Consider the following 18,103-nt stretch of genomic DNA (forward strand, 5'->3'; position numbering starts at 1 on the left):
CGCTCACTCTGCGGCCCCTCCGGGGACTTGCGCGTCGAGGCCAAGCACCCACCGCAGCGCAGCAGCCACGTCGCCGGTTGCTGCCTCCAGCGCAGTCTCGACTTGCTTGCGCGAGCGCATGCGTGGAGCTGTATCGCCCTCGACGACAGCACGCTGCGCGCGCGAGCGCGCATGGCCCGTCTTGCCCTCACCTGCTTCGACGAGCTCTCCCACCTTCTCGCGCTGCTCGCTGGGTTCCAGCTTGGCGAGCTTTCGGGCATGCGTGACATTGATCTGGCCGGCATCCACGGCTTTCTGTACCGCCTCGCAGCAGTCGAGAAGTGCAACCGTCGCCCGCACGGTCTGGACGTTGCAGCCGAACAGGACCGCGACGTCAGCCTCGCTGCGCATCCGCAGCTGGCGCGCCATCTTCGCGGCCGTGGAGAGCGGCGTCTCCTGCTGACGAATTGCGTTCTCGCTGGCGATAGCCGCCGACAACACCGACGCGCGATCGACGCGCGGGATGCGTCGGACAATCCCTGGCACGGTAACGGGCGGTTCCCCGCGATCGACCAGTCGCCGATTCGCTTCTCGGGCTGCCTTCACGCGCTGCCGGCCGGTGACGACCTGAACCTCGCCAGTTTCCGGGTCTTTCGTCACCTCGATCGGCTGGATCACGCCCTGAAACATGATGTTGCGAACCATGTTCTCGTCGACCGGCCAGTGGACGCGCTCGTCGAAGAGCGGGTGCGCCGGATCCGTCACGAGCACCAGCGTGCCCGGATCAAAGTCGAGCACATTGCCCTTCCCTTTCGCGCCGTAGGCGTCGATGGAGTTCTTTGCCATGCGAGGCTCCTCAGTGGCCGCACGGCACGGAGCCGTCGAGAGTTTCTCGAGCCCCGCACGACAGGCACATGCGCGGGAACATCGGGTGATGGCTGGCGTCGCGCACGATGCGCTTCATCTCTTCGGCCTGCGCCGGCGCCATCCGCTCGTCGACAACCTGCGTCTGACGGTTCTGTTCGGTATTCATGCTGCTTGCTCCGGTTGCTGGCCGTAGCGGCGCTGCAGGTAGACCTGCCCGCGGCCCGTGACCAGCGTCTTGAAGGTGGGATGCGACTCTTTCTCGGCGTCTATCCAGACGCTCTCGACCATGCGGAAGTAACCGCGGTCGATGTAGTGCTGATACGGCCGGTTGTCGGCCATCAGGAGGTGGTCGGCGCGCAGTTGGCGGAAAAGCCGGTTCTGGCCGATGCCGAGAACGCGCGCCATATCGCCGATGCTGATTGCGTCCGTCGTGTTGCGGACCGCATGCGCGAACTCGACGGCCGGCTTCTGCCGCTCGATCTGCCGGCGCTGCGCGTCAATCTGCTCTTGCTGATCCGCGGCTAGGCGTAAAGCATCCGCGAACGTCTGCGGCACGGCCGGCGATGCGTTCGCTGCATACTGCTCGAGCTCCTGCCAGCGATCGACCAGGCGCGCGGTGAATTCCGGCGACAACTGCGCGACGATTACGTAGCTGTCGCGCTTGCCGACCTGATACTCCCTGATCGTCTTGGGCCCGAGGCCCGGGTTGGACACTTCCACCAACGGAGGAAGTGTCACGACACCCCGGTCGGCCAGTCGCTCGATGGTGCGCATTACGCTGTCGTGGCGGGATTCCACGAGATCCGCAATCTCCCGGCTCGACATCGTCAGCACCGCGGCTTGCAGGATCGCGCCCATTTACTGGTCCTCCGCCATGCCTTCGATACGGCTGACGAGGCCGAGCAGCACCTGGAAGTGCTTCCACGTGCGCTCTTGGATGCGAACCACTTCGTGCCGCTCGACGCGGTTGTCCTCGAACGTGCGGATGATCTCCTTGCCGATCTCGCCGTTCGTCTCCCAGGTTTTCGCCATCAGCTCGACGATCTCGCCGTCCGAGCAGTTTTCCGGCGACGGGATCTTGACCAGCGCGTAACCGCGCTCGCGCGCCCACGTTTCGAGAATCCGGTCGTCGTCCGTCTTCTCCGTCATGTCAACGGCGTTCTTGAGCGTCAGGTGGTGCGTCTCGTTGTTCGTGTTGACTTTGTTGCGCAGAACCTGAGCCGACATCCCGAGACGCGGTGCGAGCGATTCGCAGCCGCCGGGGTAGTCGAGCGCAACCGAATGTGCCGCATCTAGGATGTTCACTAATAGCTCCAATAAAACGTGTTAATTCGTGATGAGGACTACTAAAGTGCAGTCAAAGATGTTCAGGGAGAGAAAAATGAAACGACCGTGCAACCCGGCGGGTGCTGCTCGCGCCATCGCGGCGCCCGCCGTCACTTCTCTGCTGCTGCTTGCGGCGTTGCAGCCGCTTTCAGTGCCTCAAACTGCTGCGTCAGGTTCTGGCGAGCCTGCTGCAGTTCGTCCGGAAACCGAGCCCCGCGAACCGCTATCGCACACAGGGCCTCGCGAATCTGCTTCTGCTCAGCCGCGGTGAGCGCCATGTCACGCAGCCTTTGCCGTCGGCACGTAATGCTTGATGAAGCCCTTCATCGGCGTCGGCCGGGCCGGCTCGTCATAGAACGTGCGCGTCGAGAGCGTCTCGTCAGCGCCAGGTGTTCCGAGATCAACGTGAAAAGCCTTCGGATTCTCGGCGGCGATCCGCTCGATCACCTGATCGAGGTTGCCGTCGACGACTGCTCGCTGGAGCATTTTTTGATGGTGCGGAAGGTGCATCTGCACTCCTTTTTCAGTGAAATGGTGGGGTCTCTCGCCCGTGGCAGAATCAGGTTTCCACGCCGCGAATCAACCTTCGAACTGAAACCCCATGAAACCGCTTTGGCGCGACCGATACGTACAGGACAACTACGGCCAACCGATTTGCACTCAGCACGCCCTACTCGCACCGCTTCGCGATGCGCTCAGCTCGCTTCGGCGAGTCGAGCATTGGGCTATCAAAGCCTTATTCACGACCGCTCTTTCGATCGTTGCCGCATTCTTCACAGCCCGAGCCACCAAGCAGGAAGATCCGACCCAAGTCCGCGACATAAAGGAACTTCACGCCCGCGTGTCGCTCCTCGAGTCGCGCTTGAAGCTCCTCGAAGTCGAAGCGAGCAAGCCAGTCGGGATCAACGCCAATCACGACCGTGTCGCCGGGGCGCAAAACTAATCCACGCTGAACGGTCAAGCGAACCAGCAGCCGGCGTCGAAACCATGAAAGGAAGCGCTTCATGATGGGAGAGCCTCCTTCTCGTCCGGCGTCCCTGCCGGGGGTGACGCGTCAACTGCATCTGGGCCTTTTGGAGTAGAAATTCGCCAGATGACCCCACCCTGCCGCGCTCCAGCGAGCGCGGCAGAATCCAGGGCCGGCCGGATCAGCCACAAGACGAAACGGGCATACAGGGTCTTCATGTCAGGCTCCTTCTTTCTTGTCCGGCATACCTACTGGCGGTTGGGTGTCGTCGGATGCGTCAGTGCTCGATGGGTCGGCGCTCCTGGACGCCTGGATATCCCGCAGAAACAGCTCCGGCCACTTCAATTTCACGTCAGCCGGGATACCGCGCTTCGTCCAGTTGTAGACACGCTGAACCGATCCAGGAGACGTAAGGCCCATCAAGCGGGCGACGGAGGCCGGGCCGCCAAGGAGCTCGATTCGCTCGCGGTCGGACTCGACAGAATTGGTTGAGCTGTTCATGGCGCCATTAAACACCATGTTTATGCACTTTGCAAACGCAGCGTTTATCAACAAGACGTTTACTTGCGCGAACATTGCGCCTATGGAAAAGCCAATGCACCCATCCGCCAGCCGACTCCTCAGTGCCGCCAGAAAGCTAGGCAAGGGCATAGAGCGTCTGGCCGACCTCGCGAAGGCGCTCAACCAAAGCGAACAGACAATCAACAATTGGGCTTACCGAGGGAATGGCGTATCGAAGCAAGGGCGCCTTCTTGCTCAGGAGCGACTCGGAATCAACGCTACGTGGATCGGGGACGGGACGGGGCCCGAGATGGCAAGCGGCCCCTCGGTTGCAACTGACATTCGGCATCCGTCCCTTTTGCAGTATCCTGTCAGCCTGAAAAATTTCCGTATGGTGTTCGTCATCGGGCGAGCGCAAGGCGGATTGCCTGAGAGAATTTGGACTGACGGGGACTATCCAGTGGGGGCCGCTGATGAATACGCGGAGATCGCGACGACTGACTCGCACGCCTTTATCGTGCCAGTGGTCGGCGATTCGATGTCTCCGAAATACGAGCCGGGAGAGTTTGCTCTCGTCGAGCCGAGCACGATGCCAGATGTCGGCGAGGATGTTCTAGTGCGCCTGACAGACGGCCGCACGATGCTCAAACGCCTATACCGGCGCGTTGGCGATCTGATTGTTCTCAAGAGCCTGAATCCGTTTAAGCCGGAAGAGTTCTCGTTTCCGCCAGTCGAAGTGTCGTGGATGTACTACGTTGCGCACCCTGTTCCGGCTCGAAAAATAAAAATGCGGATGTGATGTTGCGCACAACAAACAACAGAATAGAAAGGATTTCTTCAATCAACTCCGAGGGGCCAATGAACAGGATTAGATCGCTGGTTGTAGCAGTTGCTATTGCGGGTGCACTTGCCGGTTGCTCAAAGCCGACTGACGCCATTATCCCGACTGATTTGAGCAAAATCGATGGGGAGTTTTCACAAAAAATCAAAAGCCTGAGCGACGAAGACAAGCAGTTGCTCACGGCGTACTTGATGCGAGTAAAGCTTGGCGAGGCGTTTGGCGGAAAGCCGATGCCCGTTGGCACAACAGTCGGGCAAGCGATCGAGGACCAAAAGAAATTCGCGGCGCAAAAGGCGTCCGAAGAGGCCGCTCAAGAACAGCTCAAGAAGCAGCTCGAAGAACAAAAAGCGGCGGCAGCAGCAAAAATCGGAAATTCCGTTGTTCTCGCATTTCTGGGGCAGCGATTCTCTCCATCCGATTTTTCACAGGGTCGATATGACGATCAATTTGTGATCGAAATCGGCGTGAAGAACGCTGGCGAAAAAGCTATCAAAGGGATAAAGGGCGACCTCGTTCTGAAGAATACATTCGGAGAGGTCATCAGCAAGACGACCGTAAATATCGAGGAAGAAATTCCGCCCGGTGCAAGCTATACGTGGACCGGCTCTCGGAAGCTGAATAAATTTGACGATGACGACAAGAAGCTGATGGGCTTGGAGGACGGAAAGTTCTCCACAGAGTTGCGCCCGACGATGGTCGTATACGCAGACGGCACAACTGTCGGAACCCCGTAATCATCCACACGTCCATGCATTGTGCAAAGCCCCGCCACGCGCGGGGCTTTTTGTTTTCCCGTCCACAGATCGGCGCAATGCCTGTTCGACCACACCCCTCACTTTCACTTCGAGCGTCTCATGCTTCGCCTCCCCTCATCCAGATCATCTTTGCGTCGGGCGATGCCCACCCTGCGTTGCCGTTTACGCAAAACTAAACACGGCGTTTGACACGCACATAAACATAGTGTTTAATTCACTCCAACGCAGCACCCCTCGCTGCGCCACCGCCCCAGCGGAAGGCGATGCGTACCCATGAGGGCTGTGACCACCAAATAGGAGAATGGAATTGAGCGAAGCCCAAGCGACCACCGAGCACCGAGTCAAGACGATCATCCGCGAGCAGCTCTGCATCAGCAATCCCGCGATTGACAACGGCGCTTCGTTCCAGACCGACCTGGGCGCCGACTCCCTCGACATCGTCGAGATGACCATGACGCTCGAAGACGAATTCGGCTTCGAGATCCCTGACAGCAAAATGCTCCAGCTCACCACGGTTCAGTCGGTCATCGACTATTGCGCCGCCAACGCCGGAAAGGTACCGGCATGAGCGAGCTCATCTGTGCAGCATTTGCCCTGTCGGTGACGGCGATCGCCGTTCACGTTCACTCGATTCGCCAGGCTTATCGCGATCACTGGAGGCGCTGAAATGATCGAGCAACATCGGATTGAGCAGTATGGGCGTGGCTGGATCGACGCGATGCGCGGCCGACCGCCGCGGTCGCAGAGCCTCTCCTACTCCCTTGGCTATCTCGACGCGAAACGGTGACCTCATGGAGCTCGTGAAAATCTGGATCGGCGCGGCAATCGCCATCGCAATCTTCCTCGCGTATGGATCGGTGGCGGCAGAGCACGAGGAAAAAGTCGAGCACCGCAAGGTGCGTCACTGCGTTTGATCCCGAAAGTTCTCACCTTTTATATTCCGATCCGTAGGATCAGGACTCCTTAGAGGATTGTTCATGGCCCGCTGCCACGTCCGATGCCGCCACTGCAATACGCGCCGCTGCCTCAGGCGTCCGATTGATCAGTATTACCGCGTCCCAGCCTGCGCAGTATGCGGACGCCGCACCTGGCGCGCAGATCGCTGGATGAACCGACGCGATACGACGAGGTGCCGTTGCGACTGCTCTGGATACTGGTTTCCGCATCGGCGCGGCTCACTGTTTTGTTGGCACAGGGCGGACGGCACCAGTCGTTCCCCCGGTGATGCGGATTTCGCGGACAGGAACTACGACGGCCTCGCGGCTTAACCACTCCTTCAGGCGTCGCGCAAGCATTTCGGCCCTCGGATAGCGCGACGAGATTTGGTGGGCGGCCTGTATGGCGCCTGCTTTTTTTCCGATTTGAGGATGCGATGAGCACGAAAATCGAACGCGTCGAACACGCAAACAACCTGATCCGTGCGATCGCATCACACGGCCGGCGCTTCTTCTATCACGCTGACGGCGACCGTTACGCGAAGCTCGAATTGGATGCACGCGGCCGCGTATGGTTTGTCGACGATTACACGCAGAAGCGTGTCTACACGCACGACACCCGCGGACGCTGGCGCGGCTTCACGCACGGCGGCACGCTGCGCAGCCTGGTCGAGCGCATGCGCGACTACATCACGACCGGCTGGCAATTGCCCCGCGGCGTGATCGCACCGCCATATTTGGGTGGAGACGCGGACGGCAACGTATGGGGTTACGAGCGCGAGGCGGCGGCGGCTGTGCGCGAAGCCGCGTTCGCTCTGCCGATCATGGCACTGCCGCCGCGGCCGAGCGATGCATCGCGCGACTACTACGTCATCAGCGTGCACCACACGATGCGGCACCACCGCTTCATCACTCTGTGGTGCCCCGACGATACCGGCTACTGCTACCGGACCACACGAGCCGGCAAATACCGAGGCGAGGCGATTCGCGCAAAGCTGGGCTACTACAACAGCGGCTGCGGAAACATCGCCGTGCCCGTCGATGTGATCGACCCGCTCACCGTCATGACGACGCCCACAGACGGCCTCGACGGCCCGGACGGCCCCGCATTGCTCAACACGCGCGCCAACTGGAAGGCGCTCATCGCGAACGTCATCGCCCGGCCCGAATACCAGATCGAGCCTCAGTTCCCAGGCGCACGCCGAACGGCAGAAGAACGCCGCCATGCCGCCTGACGCAGCCGATTTCCTGCCATTGAGGCTTGATCTACTGATTTAGAGGATGACCATGACCACCGAAAATAGCCGCGCTGATGCACTGACGGGCGAGCACCTCGCGACGCTGAAACAGGCTGCGCTTACGGTTACGCCGCAGGACATCGATGGTGCAGAACGAATCGAAAGCCGGCCCGACGGCAGCTATATCACATGCCCTGCGTGCGAAGGCGAAGGCTGTATTCCGTTCGAATCGGATTACTGCAATTTCGACCACGTCGCGATCGGCGTGCAGTTTTATGGTATCGGCACCGAGCCGGGTGCGGCCGAGGCATATTTCCGAGCCGCGAAGCCGGCGACGATCATTGCGCTGCTCGATCGCCTCGAACGTGCCGAATCTGCTCTCGCCGCATCCCCTATCGAGCAGCCCGCAGCAGCGCCGATCGACGAGTCAGGCGCGAACGAATGCAGCATCGACTTCGGACCCGGCGCGACGCTTAAGCCGGGTCCGCGCGTCACGTTTGCTGATGGCATGCGCGAGGCTGCACGCCTGATCCAGCTTTGGCAATCAATGCAGCCCGCATATCGGCAACTCCATTCTGCGTACAACCGTGACGCGAGCCGGATCATTGCGTTCTGGCCCGGTCGCTTGCGTGAGGCCGCAGGCGACATCGTTGCCGAGCAGCCCGCACCCTCGCCGGCGGACGAGCGGGCGTTTCCGGCGACGGACGGCTATTTCGTCTACGACCGGGCCGGCGGCCACGTCGAGTTCTACGACACCGACGCCGAGCGTGATGCCGCGCACCGCGAGGCAATCGCCGAATACCGTCGTGATGCGATACACGATCAGGAATGGCCGACGGAGGTCGAGGGGATCGTTTCAGGCGTCGTCACGCACATGACTGCCGAGTTGAAGGTTCACGAAGACAGCTTCGAATTCGAGCCGCGTGCCGTGGCTTCTCAGGCCCGCGCCGCATCTGCCAACGAGACGGGGGCAGAAGGGGCGTTGATCGAACGGTTGAAGCTGCTGCTGAGCGGCGATGCGGCATTCTGCCGGACAATTGTTGCGCGCGCGGCAATCGAACAGGCGATCGCCATCCTATCCCGCTCGCCCGCTATGGCGGCGGAAGCGGTGGACTGGCGCGAACTGAGCCGCCGCCTGTACGTCGAGTTGTTCCACTGCGATCAGCAGATGCGCTCTACTCGCGACGAAGAAGGCGAGCCGCACTGGACGCAAAGCGCTGTCGTGCGCGATGTCCTGGCCGACGCGAAGGCAGCGCTCGATGGCGCCCCCGCGCAGGCGGCGGAAGCGGTGGCGATCCCGCCCCTCGTTCGATACCAAATTCTCACGGAAGAAGGAGGATGGCTCGACGTGCCGCAAGCGTACTACGAGCGCTTCAAGGGCGACCCCACGCTTACGCGTGTCGTCAACCCAATGCAGCCGATGGCCGCACACGATGAATCCAGCATCGAGAAGCACTTCGACGACTACGGGTTCTACCTGCATGGCTTCGAGGAAGAAGACCGGGAAGCGTTTTTCCAAGCTGCAATGGCTCTCATCGCCGCCCCGCAGCCCGCGCAGGCAGACGCTCGGGTCGGGCTGACGGACGAGCAGCGTGAAGCGATTGGGAAGGCGTCCGAAGTGCTCAGCATTCTCACCGGCCACGACGCCTATCCGAACATGCGTCACAGGTTCGGAAACGACTGGTGGGAGCCGATCAACATGATCGCTGACGCGCTGCGCGCCCTTCTCCAAGGAGCCAACCATGCCGAATGACAACGTGCTGACGGACGAACGTTGCATGCAGATCGTCGCCGAGGTTTGCGAAGCGCCTAGCCTCAACTACTGGAAATTCGGCGACAAGCGCGTGCTGATGCTGTGCCGCGCCATCGAGCGCGAAGTTCTCGCCGCCCATCCGGGCCAGCCGGAGCCGCGCGCCGAGGTGACGGACGAAAAGACGACGCACCTCATCAAAACGCTGTCGGACATCGTCCACGATCAGACCGTCGCAATGCAGTCGGCGATTATCGAATGGAAGCATGGGAAAGGCGCCGAAGCCGGCCTGAGTTGGATAGTCAACACGCTGGCTGGCCCAGGCCACCTGCCGGATTTCGACGCGCCGCACGGCAAGCATGCTCAGTTCTGGTTCAACGCGAATCAGGCTAACCCGCTTCCAGCGTGCTTCTGCGGCAATCCGTCGTCGTCGCTCTGGATGGGGCAAGGCTTCTGCTGCGACGACCACTATCGCGAGGCAAAGGCGAAGTACGATGCAACCCGCTCAGGAGACGCATCGTGACCGGTCGAATCAAAAACGCATCAGTAAATCCCAGCCGCGTGCGCGCTTTCGATCACGCCTTTCACGATCTTGAGCACCTCGCTCAGCGCGTCGCGCTCAGAGAGGCCAGCTTCCAGATAGTGATCGATTTCAACTTCCTTCGCCGGACTGACGTTTCCTTTCGGATGCTTGACCACGAACGACGCTTTCCCCTTGCCAGAAATCAGCGTCACCACGATCAGGACACCGTGCACAAGCTCTTGAACGTTTTGGCTGCTCATTGCCGCCTCCGGTCGTATGGTGAAGGAATCCTAGCATGACCGAACGCCCTATCCTTTTCAGCGGCCCGATGGTGCGCGCCATCCTCGAAGGCCGCAAGACGCAGACGCGCCGCATCATCAAACTGCCGCACAACAACCCGCTTGGTGCGTGGGAACCGACGACGGCCGGCGGCGGCTCTGTGAAGTATGCCGGCGGGACGCCTGCGCCGGAACTGGCCGCGATCTGGCACACGCGTACCGGCGACTGCTACGTCTGCCCGCATGGCGACGTCGGCGACCGCCTGTGGGTGCGCGAGACGCACGAGGTGCGCCGCATCGGCACCGAGACGTTCGAAGGTGCGCGCCCGACGCGGCGCTACGCCGGCATCGCCTACCAGGCCGACGACGGCCGCGCCGAAGTCGACATCGACCTCGACACGTTCCAGGCGCTCGACGCCAAGGGATCGCGTGGCTGGACACCGTCCATCCACATGCCGCGCTGGGCGTCGCGCATCACGCTGGAAATCAGGGGTGTGCGCGCCGAGCGCTTGCAGAGTATCAGCGAGGCCGACGCGATCGCCGAAGGCATCGACAGGACCGCTGCAGGATTCTGGAGCACATACGATCAGAGTGACACCAACGGCACATACTCGCCGCGCCTTTCTTACCAGTGCCTATGGGACGGCATCAACGCCGCGCGCGGTCACGGTTGGGATGCAAACCCGTGGGTATGGGTTGTCGAGTTCAGGAAGGTCGAATCATGAGCCTCTACCTCACTACGCTGGAACTCGCAGAGCTGGTCGGCTGCAAACCGCGCAGCCACGCCTGCATGAAGCGCTGGCTCGAGCGCAATCACTGGCCGTTCGCGGTCAACATCGCCGGCGTGCCGCTCGTCGCGCGCGAGTACTACGACGCACGCATGACCGGCACCGCCCCGCCGGCCGCGCACCCGCGCCACTCCCGCGCGGCCGCAGAACAAGAACCGAATTTCGACGCACTCGCAGCATGATCGGACGACGCAAGCGACCGGATGGATTGCCGTTCCGGCTCTACGCCCACTACGGGAAGCACAAGGTCAGCTTCGGCTACAAGTTGCCCAATGGCCGCTGGGCGTTCCGCCTGTCGGCGCCGGCCCACAACAAGGAAGCGCTCGCCGAGATCCGCAAGCAGGCGATCGAGCGCGCGGAGGCGCTCAACGGCAACGCGATCGAACCCGGCACGGTCGAGGCGCTCGTCGCGCGGTACTTCGAATGGCAGGATGCCTTGCCGCGCTCCGACGAGCGCCGCAAGGCACAGTCCACTCTGGACGAGAACCGCGTCGAGTCAAAACGCCTGGTCAAAGTCTTCGGGAAGATGGCGCCGGCCGCGATCAAGCCGAAGCACGTCTACGGCTACCTCGACAAACGTGCGCAGCTCGGCGCGCCGGCGAAGGCGAACAAGGAAATCGCCCTCCTGTCCGCGATCCTGGAATACGGCCGGCGCCGGGGCGAGCTTGAAACGAACCCGTGTCGCGGCATCGAGTACAACCCGACGCGGCCGCGCCAGCGGTACGTGCGTCAGGACGAGATCGATCTGGCAGTGGAAGTCGCGCGGTCGCGCCGGAGCGTCGGCGATCAGCACCCGAGTTCCGCGTACCTCATCCTCGCGCTATGCGTGAAGGCTGCCTACTTGACCGTCAGCCGGCCGACAGAGATGCGCGAGTTGCACCGCCAGAGCATTCGGCCGGAAGGCGTCGAGGTGCCGATCGGCAAACGCAAGGCCGGCGAGCAGCAGCGCGTGAAGCTCGTGCTGTGGTCGCCCGAGCTGAAGGCCGTGATTGACGAAGCACTCGCCCTGCAGCGTACGTCGAGCGTGCACGTGTTCGGGAACACCGCAGGCCAGGTGTACACGCGCAGCGGCTGGAACACGAACTGGTCACGGCTGATGGGCTATTGCGAGAAGGAAGCGCAGGCGCGCGGCGTGGAGTTCGAACGATTCGCGCTGCGCGACATGCGTCCGGCGGCCGTCACGGACCGGCAGGAGGAAGGTGACGACCGGATCATCGACGCGACCGGCCATGCGGATGAACGCATGGTGAGAAAGACATACGACCGCCGGCGACAAAGAAAAGTGCGCGCGACGCGCTGACGCCGGAAATAAAAAAACCCGCTCAATGGCGGGTTTTCTTTTCGGAAGATCTTCCAAAATTTGGAATCTCATCTTCCAAAACTTGTAACTCGATCGATTAATCGCGCTGCAAGTCTTTGAATTTGTTGGGGTGGCTGATGGGACTCGAACCCACGACAACAGGAATCACAATCCTGGACTCTACCAACTGAGCTACAGCCACCACTGATACTGCTTTGCTTCTTTGCTGCGCCGCTTCGTTGTTCAGCAGCGAAGAAGCGAGATTATATGGAGCTTTTTTACTCTTGCCAAGCGTTTTTTTCAAAAATTTCTTCGGCCGCGTAAAGATGCGCCCGCGCCTCGTCGAACACGGCCAGATCGCCGCACGCGAGCTTCTTGTTGTCCGACAGCACGCGCCGCCAGCCGCGCGCCCCCGCAACGCCGCGATACAGCCCGAGCGCGTGGCGCACGACTGCACCGAGGTACGTGCCGCGCTTCAGCTCCGCCGCGCAGTATTCGATCAACCGCGCTTCCGCTTCCTCGCGCGTCGGCGCCGCGTCGTTCGCGCCATAGAACCGCGCATCGACGCCCGCCAGCACATAAGGATTGTGATACGCCTCGCGGCCGAGCATCACGCCGTCGACGTGTTCGAGATGCTGTGCAACTTCGTCGAGCGTCTTGATGCCGCCGTTGATCACGATCTCCAGCGACGGGAAGTCGCGCTTCAGCCGATATGCATAGTCGTACTTGAGCGGCGGAATCTCGCGGTTTTCCTTCGGCGACAGCCCTTTCAGGATCGCGTTGCGTGCATGCACGACGAACACTTCGCAGCCCGCCTCGGCAACCGTGCCGACGAAATCCCGCACGAACGCATACTCTTCGACCGCATCGACGCCGATCCGGTGCTTGACGGTCACCGGCACCGACACAGCGTCGCGCATCGCCTTCACGCAATCCGCGACGAGTTGCGGCTCGTTCATCAGGCACGCGCCGAACGCGCCGCGCTGCACCCGTTCCGACGGGCACCCGCAATTCAGGTTGATTTCATCGTAGCCCCACTGTTCGCCGAGCTTCGCGGCGCGCGCGAGATCGTCCCGCTCGCTGCCGCCGAGCTGCAGCGCAACCGGCGATTCGCTCGGCGTGAACGCAAGGTGGCGCTGCGCGTCGCCGAACAGCAGCGCGCCGGTCGTGATCATTTCCGTATAGAGCCACGTATGACGCGTGAGCGTGCGGTGGAACGACCGGCAATGACGGTCGGTCCAGTCCAGCATGGGCGCCACGGACACGCGGCGGGGAGGAAGCGAAGACGGTGCGGACATGGAATTCGGGGCAGCAAGCAGCGCGAAAGGCAACCCGTGATTTTACCGCAACGCGGGCCGCACGGCCGCGCCGGCCACCGTAACGAGGCTACGCGGCCGCGCCGCCGCCCAGTTCGACGTCCACCGCGCGCCGCGCCTCGCTCAGCACGCGCTCGATCACCCGGCGCTCGGTCAGCAGCAGCCCGTCGACCTTCACGAGCCGCCAGTCGATCCGCACCGCGTCGCCTTGCAGCACGCGGTAGTGCACGTGCTCGCCGTCCCAGACCTGCTCGGTCTTCACTTCGATCTCGAAGCCGCGGTACGGCTCGCTGTAGTCGCCGAGATCGCTGCCTTTCAGTTCCATCGCGCCCCCCCCCCGTCGATGCTCGAGGCCCCGTACGGGGCGCTCAGTCATATTCGTCGGACAAGACGGCCTTGCCGTCGGCGGTGAGATCGACCCGGTCGGCGGCCGCCTGATAGATCAGCCCTTCGTTCAGCAGCACGTAGACGATGTCGCTGAACGCCGCCGGCACCGGCCGGCTGTCGCCGAACTGGTCGATCCATTTCAGCGCCTCGATGGCTTCGGGAGAAAGGATGGGGCTCATGCGCTGCCTCCGCGTCGGTGTCGCTCCATCCTAGCACTTCGCCCGGACTGCGAACACCGATGCGATCACGCAGCGGGCAGCGCCGGAAACCGCGGCGGGCTGCCGCGCCCGCCGACGGCCTCCGCACCTTCAGTCGCGCTCAAAGCCGCGCGATCGACACTTCGGTGGACTTCACGAGCGCGACGACTTCGGCGCCGACCTTCAGTTCAAGTTCGTCGACCGAGCGGGTCGTGATCACCGACGTGACGATGCCGAAAGGCGTTTCGACGTCGACCTCGGACACCACGGGCCCGCGGATGATCTCCTTCACCTTGCCTTTGAACTGGTTGCGCACGTTGATTGCAGTAATGCTCATCGGGATGATCGCTCCGAAGAAAAAGTCTCAAGACGGGCGGCGGGTGCCGCCCCGGTTAGACGGCCCAGCGAATCCGCCCGGCGGGCCGGGCGCCCTGCGCGTCGCGGGCAGGTTGCGCGGCCGCGGCCGGCCCGCCCGCCAGCACGCGCCTCAGCACGCGATCCTCGAGCGCCGCGAACGCGGCCGACGCGCGCTCGCGCGGCCGGTCGAGCGGCACCGGCTGGTCGAGCGCGACGCGCCCCTGCTCGATCAGCAGGATCCGGTCGCCGAGCGCAACGGCTTCCTGCACGTCGTGCGTGACGAGCAGCGCCGTAAACCGGTGCTCGCGCCACAGGCGCTCGATCAGCGCATGCATCTCGATGCGGGTCAGCGCGTCGAGCGCGCCGAGCGGCTCGTCGAGCAGCAGCAGTTGCGGCCGATGCACGAGTGCGCGCGCGAGCGCGACGCGCTGCCGCTGTCCGCCCGACAACTGCGCGGGCCAGTCGTTGGCGCGTTCGAGCAAGCCGACCTCGTCGAGCACCGCGCGCGCATCGTCGCGGGCGCCGCGCCCGAGCCCGAGCATCACGTTCTGCAGCACGGTCTTCCACGGCAGCAGGCGCGCTTCCTGGTACATGATCCGCGTGTCGAGCGCGCCGCCGCCTTCGCCGCGCGCCGTGAGCACGCCGGTGCTCGGCTGCTCGAGGCCCGCGACGAGCCGCAGCAGCGTCGACTTGCCGCAGCCGCTGCGGCCGACGATCGCGACAAAGCTGCCGCGCGCGATGCCGAGATCGACGTCGTCGAGGACGGTGCGCGCGCCGAAGCGCTTGCCGACGCCCGACAGCCTCACCGCATCGTCCCGTGACGGATTGCCCGCGCGGCGCGGCGCGATCGGGACCACCGATGCGCGGCCGTCCCGCTCGGCGAGCGCCGCGTCGCGCGCGTCATCGTCGGTCACGCGCGCGTGTGCCAGCTCGGCCTCGAGGTCTGCGCCGGCGAGCGCGCCGTAGGCCGCCGCCGAAATCGTCGCATTCATGTCTGTGCTCCTGGTTGATAGGCGGGGTGCCAGCGCAGCGTCGCGCGCTCGAGCCACTTCGCGAGCACGTCGGCCACCTTGCCGAGCACCGCGTACAGCAGGATGCCGACCACCACGACATCGGTCTGCAGGAATTCGCGCGCATTCATCGTCATGTAGCCGATGCCGGACTGCGCGGAAATCGTTTCAGCGACGATCAGCATCACCCACATCAACCCGAGCGCGAAGCGCACGCCGACGAGAATCGACGGCAGCGCGCCGGGCAGGATCACGTCGCGATAGAGCGCGAAGCCGCGCACGCCGTAGCTTTTCGCCATCTCGATCAGGTTCGCGTCGACCGAGCGGATCCCGTGATACGTGTTGATGTAGACCGGAAAGAACACGCCGAGCGCGACGAGGAACAGCTTCGCCTTCTCGTCGATGCCGAACCACAGGATCACGAGCGGGATCATCGCGAGCGCGGGGATGTTGCGGATCATCTGGATCGTCGAATCGAGCGCGACCTCGGCGGCTTTCGACAGGCCGGTCGCGAGCCCCAGCGCGAGCCCGACGCCGCCGCCGAGCGCGAAGCCGAGCAGCGCGCGCCAGGTGCTGACCTTCACGTTCGCCCACAGCTCGCCGGACGCGACGAGCGACCACGCGGCGCGCACGACGGCGACCGGCTCCGGCAGCACGCGGGTCGACAGCCAGCCGATGCGCGCGCCGGCTTCCCAGACGATCAGGAGCGCGAGCGGCACGAGCCACGGCGCGGCGCCGCGCCAAGCACGGGCGGCGATGCCGCCCGCGGTCGACGGTTTCGTTGTCATTGCAGCCCTCCGTTCGCTCAGCTCTGGCTCGCCTTCGGCAGATAGTTGTTGCCGACGATCTCGCCGAACGGGCCGGACAGCGGGCCGGTGGCCTTCGACGCGCGCGGCTCCCTTGATCAGCGGGAACACGAGTTCGGCGAAGCGATACGACTCCTCGAGGTGCGGATAGCCGGACAGGATGAAGGTCTCGATGCCGAGCTCGGCGTATTCGCGCATGCGTTCCGCGACCTGTTCCGGATTGCCGACGAGCGCGGTGCCCGCGCCGCCGCGAACGAGGCCGACGCCGGCCCACAGGTTCGGGTACACCTCGAGCGCCTCGCGGCCGCCGCGCTTGCCGCCGTGCAGCGCAGCCATGCGGCGCTGGCCTTCCGAATCCATGTTCGCGAACGCCTGCTGCGCACGCGCGATCGTGTCGTCGTCGAGGCGGCTGATCAGGCGCTCGGCGTCGCGCCACGCTTCGTCCTCGGTCTCGCGCACGATCACGTGCAGGCGGATGCCGAACTTGATCTCGCGGCCGCGTTCCGCCGCCCGCGCGCGCACGTCGGCGATCTTCTTCGCGACCGCTTCGGGCGGCTCGCCCCACGTCAGATAGGTGTCGATGTGATCGGCGGCGATCGCATGCGCGGCCGGCGACGAACCGCCGAACCACAGCGGCGGGTGCGGATGCTGCACCGGCGGATAAAGCGCCTTGCCGCCCTTCGACTGCAGATGCTTGCCGATATAGTCGAAGCCGCCGTTGTCATGCGACGCGGTGAGCAGGCCGCGCCAGATGTGCAGGAAATCGTCGGTGATCGCATAACGCGTGTCGTGATCGGCGAACAGGCCGTCGCCTTCGAGTTCGGCGGCATCGCCGCCCGTCACGACGTTGATCAGCAGACGCCCGCCGGACAGGCGGTCGAACGTCGCCGCCATGCGCGCGGCGAGCCCCGGCGACGCAATGCCGGGCCGCACCGCGACGAGGAACTTCAGCCGCTGCGTCGCCGGAATCAGGCTCGACGCGACGACCCACGCATCCTCGCAGGAGCGGCCGGTCGGCAGCAGCACGCCCTCGTAGCCGAGCGTGTCGGCCGCGACGGCGACCTGCTTGAAGTAGTCGTAATCCGCGGCGCGCGCGCCTTCGGCGGTGCCGAGATAGCGGCTGTCGCCATGCGTGGGGATAAACCAGAACACATTCATCTGCTGCTCCTGCGTGACTGTTCGTGCCGGAATTCGGACAAAACGCGCCCCTGCTCGCATCGCGGTTACGCGACGCATGCATCGCGTGCGTTCGAATCGGGATGGCTCGCCGGCCTGATCGTGCCGCTCGCGAGAGCGCCACTGCACGGCTGATTCCGGGAAATCAGTCTATGGATCGCTACAGGGCTTTGGAACGATTTTTTTGAGCTTAGGTTTTCCGCTTTCGTGATTAGCATGACGCTGGAGCGAATATCGCGTCGACCGGCCCCTATAATGACGGATCTCTCCGAACAACTTCGCGCGCCCGGCTTGCGTCGTGCACGCCTGCAATGCACTCATCGATGCAGAAAGTCATCCTGCCGTTCCTGTCGGGCTTCCTGGCCGCCCTGTTCTTCCGCGAAGCGACGCTTGCGCTGCTTCATACCGCGGACCTGATCGCCGCGGCAGGCTTCTCCACGGCGCCGTTCGCGCCGCTCGGCATTCCTGAATTTGTCGCAAACGCGCTGATCAGTGCGTGCTGCGCCATTCCGATGGCGTGGCTGCTGCGCGTGTCGCCGGAGCGCGAGGCGCCGTGGATCGGCGCGCTGGTGTTCGGCGGGATCGTGCTGACCGCCGCCCGCGTGTTCGCGATCGATCCGCTGCGCGGCATCTGGCCGTCCGGCAACATGCTGCCGGTGCTCGCGGTCGGCTTCGCGGCGAATGCGCTGTGGGGCTGGGGCGCGCTCGTGTTCATGCGCGCGTTCATGTCGGACGACGCCGGCGACGAGTAAGCGCGCCCGTCCACAGCGCGGACGGCGTTGCGGCCGAACCGCTATCCGCAAAGC

At 63.6% G+C, this 18,103-nt stretch carries 25 protein-coding genes, 1 tRNA gene and 1 pseudogene; 11 read left to right on the forward strand and 16 right to left on the reverse strand.

Translation table 11 applies throughout. The annotated features are described in order from the left end of the window. Nucleotides 1–3: 3 nt before the first annotated feature. The 7 genes from WJ35_RS04220 to WJ35_RS31020 all read right to left on the reverse strand — a co-directional run bounded on the left by WJ35_RS04220 (nucleotide 4) and on the right by WJ35_RS31020 (nucleotide 3,178). On the reverse strand, nucleotides 4–825 hold the full coding sequence (locus WJ35_RS04220) for a ParB/RepB/Spo0J family partition protein (protein ID WP_069238791.1): 822 nt from the start codon (nucleotides 823–825) through the stop codon (nucleotides 4–6). 10 nt (nucleotides 826–835) lie between these two features. Continuing rightward, the gene (locus WJ35_RS31010; RefSeq protein ID WP_155121857.1) at nucleotides 836–1,012 is read right to left on the reverse strand and encodes a hypothetical protein; all 177 of its coding nucleotides are present in this window, start codon (nucleotides 1,010–1,012) and stop codon (nucleotides 836–838) included. Continuing rightward, nucleotides 1,009–1,704 (reverse strand): phage antirepressor KilAC domain-containing protein, encoded by a 696-nt coding sequence (locus tag WJ35_RS04225; RefSeq protein ID WP_069238792.1) that lies wholly within the window; start codon nucleotides 1,702–1,704, stop codon nucleotides 1,009–1,011. The genes WJ35_RS31010 and WJ35_RS04225 overlap by 4 nt, the downstream gene beginning before the upstream one ends. After that, complete coding sequence (locus WJ35_RS04230) at nucleotides 1,705–2,151, reverse strand: phage regulatory CII family protein (RefSeq protein ID WP_034193061.1); 447 nt, start codon at nucleotides 2,149–2,151, stop codon at nucleotides 1,705–1,707. It lies immediately after the preceding gene. 131 nt (nucleotides 2,152–2,282) lie between these two features. After that, nucleotides 2,283–2,450, reverse strand: a complete 168-nt coding sequence (locus WJ35_RS31015; protein WP_155121858.1) for a hypothetical protein — start codon at nucleotides 2,448–2,450, stop codon at nucleotides 2,283–2,285. Nucleotide 2,451: 1 nt separating this feature from the next. Further along, nucleotides 2,452–2,682 (reverse strand): hypothetical protein, encoded by a 231-nt coding sequence (locus WJ35_RS04235; protein WP_069246224.1) that lies wholly within the window; start codon nucleotides 2,680–2,682, stop codon nucleotides 2,452–2,454. Between the two features lie 226 nt (nucleotides 2,683–2,908). Then, nucleotides 2,909–3,178: a hypothetical protein gene (locus tag WJ35_RS31020; RefSeq protein WP_131929090.1), complete on the reverse strand. Its 270-nt coding sequence runs from the start codon at nucleotides 3,176–3,178 to the stop codon at nucleotides 2,909–2,911. Between the two features lie 445 nt (nucleotides 3,179–3,623). On the opposite strand from WJ35_RS31020, the gene WJ35_RS04250 reads away from it, so the two are divergent. The 7 genes from WJ35_RS04250 (at nucleotide 3,624) to WJ35_RS04275 (ending at nucleotide 9,682) form a co-directional block, all read left to right on the forward strand. Beyond that, complete coding sequence (locus WJ35_RS04250; RefSeq protein WP_081335133.1) at nucleotides 3,624–4,439, forward strand: S24 family peptidase; 816 nt, start codon at nucleotides 3,624–3,626, stop codon at nucleotides 4,437–4,439. 59 nt (nucleotides 4,440–4,498) lie between these two features. After that, the gene (locus tag WJ35_RS04255; protein ID WP_230459672.1) at nucleotides 4,499–5,215 is read left to right on the forward strand and encodes a hypothetical protein; all 717 of its coding nucleotides are present in this window, start codon (nucleotides 4,499–4,501) and stop codon (nucleotides 5,213–5,215) included. A 328-nt stretch (nucleotides 5,216–5,543) separates the two neighbouring features. After that, the gene (acpP, locus tag WJ35_RS04260; RefSeq protein WP_257785819.1) at nucleotides 5,544–5,804 is read left to right on the forward strand and encodes an acyl carrier protein; all 261 of its coding nucleotides are present in this window, start codon (nucleotides 5,544–5,546) and stop codon (nucleotides 5,802–5,804) included. A gap of 223 nt (nucleotides 5,805–6,027) precedes the next feature. After that, the gene (locus WJ35_RS32505) at nucleotides 6,028–6,150 is read left to right on the forward strand and encodes a hypothetical protein (protein ID WP_257785820.1); all 123 of its coding nucleotides are present in this window, start codon (nucleotides 6,028–6,030) and stop codon (nucleotides 6,148–6,150) included. Between the two features lie 458 nt (nucleotides 6,151–6,608). Next, a complete protein-coding gene (locus WJ35_RS31740; protein WP_069238796.1) occupies nucleotides 6,609–7,406 on the forward strand; it encodes a hypothetical protein in 798 nt (265 codons plus the stop codon). A gap of 46 nt (nucleotides 7,407–7,452) precedes the next feature. Continuing rightward, nucleotides 7,453–9,162 carry a hypothetical protein gene (locus WJ35_RS32015; RefSeq protein WP_069238797.1) on the forward strand — a complete coding sequence of 570 codons (1,710 nt, stop codon included), beginning with the start codon at nucleotides 7,453–7,455 and terminating at the stop codon, nucleotides 9,160–9,162. Further along, complete coding sequence (locus WJ35_RS04275) at nucleotides 9,152–9,682, forward strand: hypothetical protein (protein ID WP_069238798.1); 531 nt, start codon at nucleotides 9,152–9,154, stop codon at nucleotides 9,680–9,682. Before WJ35_RS32015 ends, WJ35_RS04275 begins: the two co-directional genes overlap by 11 nt. Before the next feature lie 20 nt (nucleotides 9,683–9,702). On the opposite strand, the gene WJ35_RS04280 is transcribed toward WJ35_RS04275, so the two are convergent. Next, nucleotides 9,703–9,942, reverse strand: a complete 240-nt coding sequence (locus tag WJ35_RS04280; protein WP_155121859.1) for a hypothetical protein — start codon at nucleotides 9,940–9,942, stop codon at nucleotides 9,703–9,705. A gap of 35 nt (nucleotides 9,943–9,977) precedes the next feature. On the opposite strand from WJ35_RS04280, the gene WJ35_RS04285 reads away from it, so the two are divergent. Genes WJ35_RS04285 through WJ35_RS04295 form a run of 3 tightly spaced genes read left to right on the forward strand, consistent with a single transcriptional unit; the run spans nucleotide 9,978 to nucleotide 12,048 of the window. Further along, nucleotides 9,978–10,685 (forward strand): hypothetical protein, encoded by a 708-nt coding sequence (locus WJ35_RS04285; protein ID WP_059723449.1) that lies wholly within the window; start codon nucleotides 9,978–9,980, stop codon nucleotides 10,683–10,685. Beyond that, complete coding sequence (locus WJ35_RS04290) at nucleotides 10,682–10,930, forward strand: DUF4224 domain-containing protein (RefSeq protein WP_051974399.1); 249 nt, start codon at nucleotides 10,682–10,684, stop codon at nucleotides 10,928–10,930. Before WJ35_RS04285 ends, WJ35_RS04290 begins: the two co-directional genes overlap by 4 nt. Next, nucleotides 10,927–12,048 carry a hypothetical protein gene (locus tag WJ35_RS04295; protein ID WP_069238800.1) on the forward strand — a complete coding sequence of 374 codons (1,122 nt, stop codon included), beginning with the start codon at nucleotides 10,927–10,929 and terminating at the stop codon, nucleotides 12,046–12,048. The genes WJ35_RS04290 and WJ35_RS04295 overlap by 4 nt, the downstream gene beginning before the upstream one ends. A gap of 126 nt (nucleotides 12,049–12,174) precedes the next feature. On the opposite strand, the gene WJ35_RS04300 is transcribed toward WJ35_RS04295, so the two are convergent. From WJ35_RS04300 to ssuD, 8 genes and pseudogenes are all read right to left on the reverse strand, one after another. After that, nucleotides 12,175–12,250 (reverse strand) — tRNA-His (locus WJ35_RS04300). A gap of 76 nt (nucleotides 12,251–12,326) precedes the next feature. Further along, on the reverse strand, nucleotides 12,327–13,346 hold the full coding sequence (gene dusA, locus WJ35_RS04305; protein ID WP_080484227.1) for a tRNA dihydrouridine(20/20a) synthase DusA: 1,020 nt from the start codon (nucleotides 13,344–13,346) through the stop codon (nucleotides 12,327–12,329). Between the two features lie 88 nt (nucleotides 13,347–13,434). Further along, the gene (locus WJ35_RS04310) at nucleotides 13,435–13,689 is read right to left on the reverse strand and encodes a hypothetical protein (RefSeq protein WP_069238801.1); all 255 of its coding nucleotides are present in this window, start codon (nucleotides 13,687–13,689) and stop codon (nucleotides 13,435–13,437) included. 43 nt (nucleotides 13,690–13,732) lie between these two features. After that, the gene (locus tag WJ35_RS04315) at nucleotides 13,733–13,930 is read right to left on the reverse strand and encodes a hypothetical protein (protein WP_010091415.1); all 198 of its coding nucleotides are present in this window, start codon (nucleotides 13,928–13,930) and stop codon (nucleotides 13,733–13,735) included. 139 nt (nucleotides 13,931–14,069) lie between these two features. Further along, a complete protein-coding gene (locus WJ35_RS04320; RefSeq protein WP_006400187.1) occupies nucleotides 14,070–14,285 on the reverse strand; it encodes a TOBE domain-containing protein in 216 nt (71 codons plus the stop codon). A gap of 55 nt (nucleotides 14,286–14,340) precedes the next feature. After that, nucleotides 14,341–15,297 (reverse strand): ATP-binding cassette domain-containing protein, encoded by a 957-nt coding sequence (locus WJ35_RS04325; protein ID WP_069238802.1) that lies wholly within the window; start codon nucleotides 15,295–15,297, stop codon nucleotides 14,341–14,343. Continuing rightward, on the reverse strand, nucleotides 15,294–16,103 hold the full coding sequence (gene ssuC / locus WJ35_RS04330) for an aliphatic sulfonate ABC transporter permease SsuC (protein WP_060001454.1): 810 nt from the start codon (nucleotides 16,101–16,103) through the stop codon (nucleotides 15,294–15,296). The genes WJ35_RS04325 and ssuC overlap by 4 nt, the downstream gene beginning before the upstream one ends. A 17-nt stretch (nucleotides 16,104–16,120) precedes the next feature. Next, nucleotides 16,121–17,279, reverse strand: a pseudogene (ssuD, locus tag WJ35_RS04335) (FMNH2-dependent alkanesulfonate monooxygenase). Between the two features lie 341 nt (nucleotides 17,280–17,620). On the opposite strand from ssuD, the gene WJ35_RS04340 reads away from it, so the two are divergent. Then, a complete protein-coding gene (locus WJ35_RS04340) occupies nucleotides 17,621–18,049 on the forward strand; it encodes a hypothetical protein (protein WP_069239399.1) in 429 nt (142 codons plus the stop codon). Nucleotides 18,050–18,103 lie beyond the last annotated feature (54 nt).

The sequence above is a fragment of the Burkholderia ubonensis genome, assembly GCF_001718695.1.
GTDB classification, from domain to species: domain Bacteria; phylum Pseudomonadota; class Gammaproteobacteria; order Burkholderiales; family Burkholderiaceae; genus Burkholderia; species Burkholderia ubonensis_B.

Coding starts and splice junctions, on each gene's coding strand:
- WJ35_RS04295 (WP_069238800.1), top strand. CDS start 10,927: ATGATCGGACGACGCAAGCGACCGGATGGATTGCCGTTCCGGCTCTAC.
- WJ35_RS31740 (WP_069238796.1), top strand. CDS start 6,609: ATGAGCACGAAAATCGAACGCGTCGAACACGCAAACAACCTGATCCGT.
- WJ35_RS04315 (WP_010091415.1), bottom strand. CDS start 13,930: ATGAGCCCCATCCTTTCTCCCGAAGCCATCGAGGCGCTGAAATGGATC.
- WJ35_RS04275 (WP_069238798.1), top strand. CDS start 9,152: ATGCCGAATGACAACGTGCTGACGGACGAACGTTGCATGCAGATCGTC.
- WJ35_RS31020 (WP_131929090.1), bottom strand. CDS start 3,178: ATGAAGCGCTTCCTTTCATGGTTTCGACGCCGGCTGCTGGTTCGCTTG.
- WJ35_RS04225 (WP_069238792.1), bottom strand. CDS start 1,704: ATGGGCGCGATCCTGCAAGCCGCGGTGCTGACGATGTCGAGCCGGGAG.
- WJ35_RS04340 (WP_069239399.1), top strand. CDS start 17,621: ATGCAGAAAGTCATCCTGCCGTTCCTGTCGGGCTTCCTGGCCGCCCTG.
- WJ35_RS04235 (WP_069246224.1), bottom strand. CDS start 2,682: ATGCACCTTCCGCACCATCAAAAAATGCTCCAGCGAGCAGTCGTCGAC.
- WJ35_RS04310 (WP_069238801.1), bottom strand. CDS start 13,689: ATGGAACTGAAAGGCAGCGATCTCGGCGACTACAGCGAGCCGTACCGC.
- WJ35_RS04320 (WP_006400187.1), bottom strand. CDS start 14,285: ATGAGCATTACTGCAATCAACGTGCGCAACCAGTTCAAAGGCAAGGTG.
- WJ35_RS31015 (WP_155121858.1), bottom strand. CDS start 2,450: ATGGCGCTCACCGCGGCTGAGCAGAAGCAGATTCGCGAGGCCCTGTGT.
- WJ35_RS32505 (WP_257785820.1), top strand. CDS start 6,028: ATGGAGCTCGTGAAAATCTGGATCGGCGCGGCAATCGCCATCGCAATC.
- ssuC (WP_060001454.1), bottom strand. CDS start 16,103: ATGACAACGAAACCGTCGACCGCGGGCGGCATCGCCGCCCGTGCTTGG.
- WJ35_RS04325 (WP_069238802.1), bottom strand. CDS start 15,297: ATGAATGCGACGATTTCGGCGGCGGCCTACGGCGCGCTCGCCGGCGCA.
- WJ35_RS04285 (WP_059723449.1), top strand. CDS start 9,978: ATGACCGAACGCCCTATCCTTTTCAGCGGCCCGATGGTGCGCGCCATC.
- WJ35_RS32015 (WP_069238797.1), top strand. CDS start 7,453: ATGACCATGACCACCGAAAATAGCCGCGCTGATGCACTGACGGGCGAG.
- WJ35_RS04290 (WP_051974399.1), top strand. CDS start 10,682: ATGAGCCTCTACCTCACTACGCTGGAACTCGCAGAGCTGGTCGGCTGC.
- WJ35_RS04280 (WP_155121859.1), bottom strand. CDS start 9,942: ATGAGCAGCCAAAACGTTCAAGAGCTTGTGCACGGTGTCCTGATCGTG.
- WJ35_RS04255 (WP_230459672.1), top strand. CDS start 4,499: ATGAACAGGATTAGATCGCTGGTTGTAGCAGTTGCTATTGCGGGTGCA.
- dusA (WP_080484227.1), bottom strand. CDS start 13,346: ATGTCCGCACCGTCTTCGCTTCCTCCCCGCCGCGTGTCCGTGGCGCCC.
- WJ35_RS04220 (WP_069238791.1), bottom strand. CDS start 825: ATGGCAAAGAACTCCATCGACGCCTACGGCGCGAAAGGGAAGGGCAAT.
- WJ35_RS31010 (WP_155121857.1), bottom strand. CDS start 1,012: ATGAATACCGAACAGAACCGTCAGACGCAGGTTGTCGACGAGCGGATG.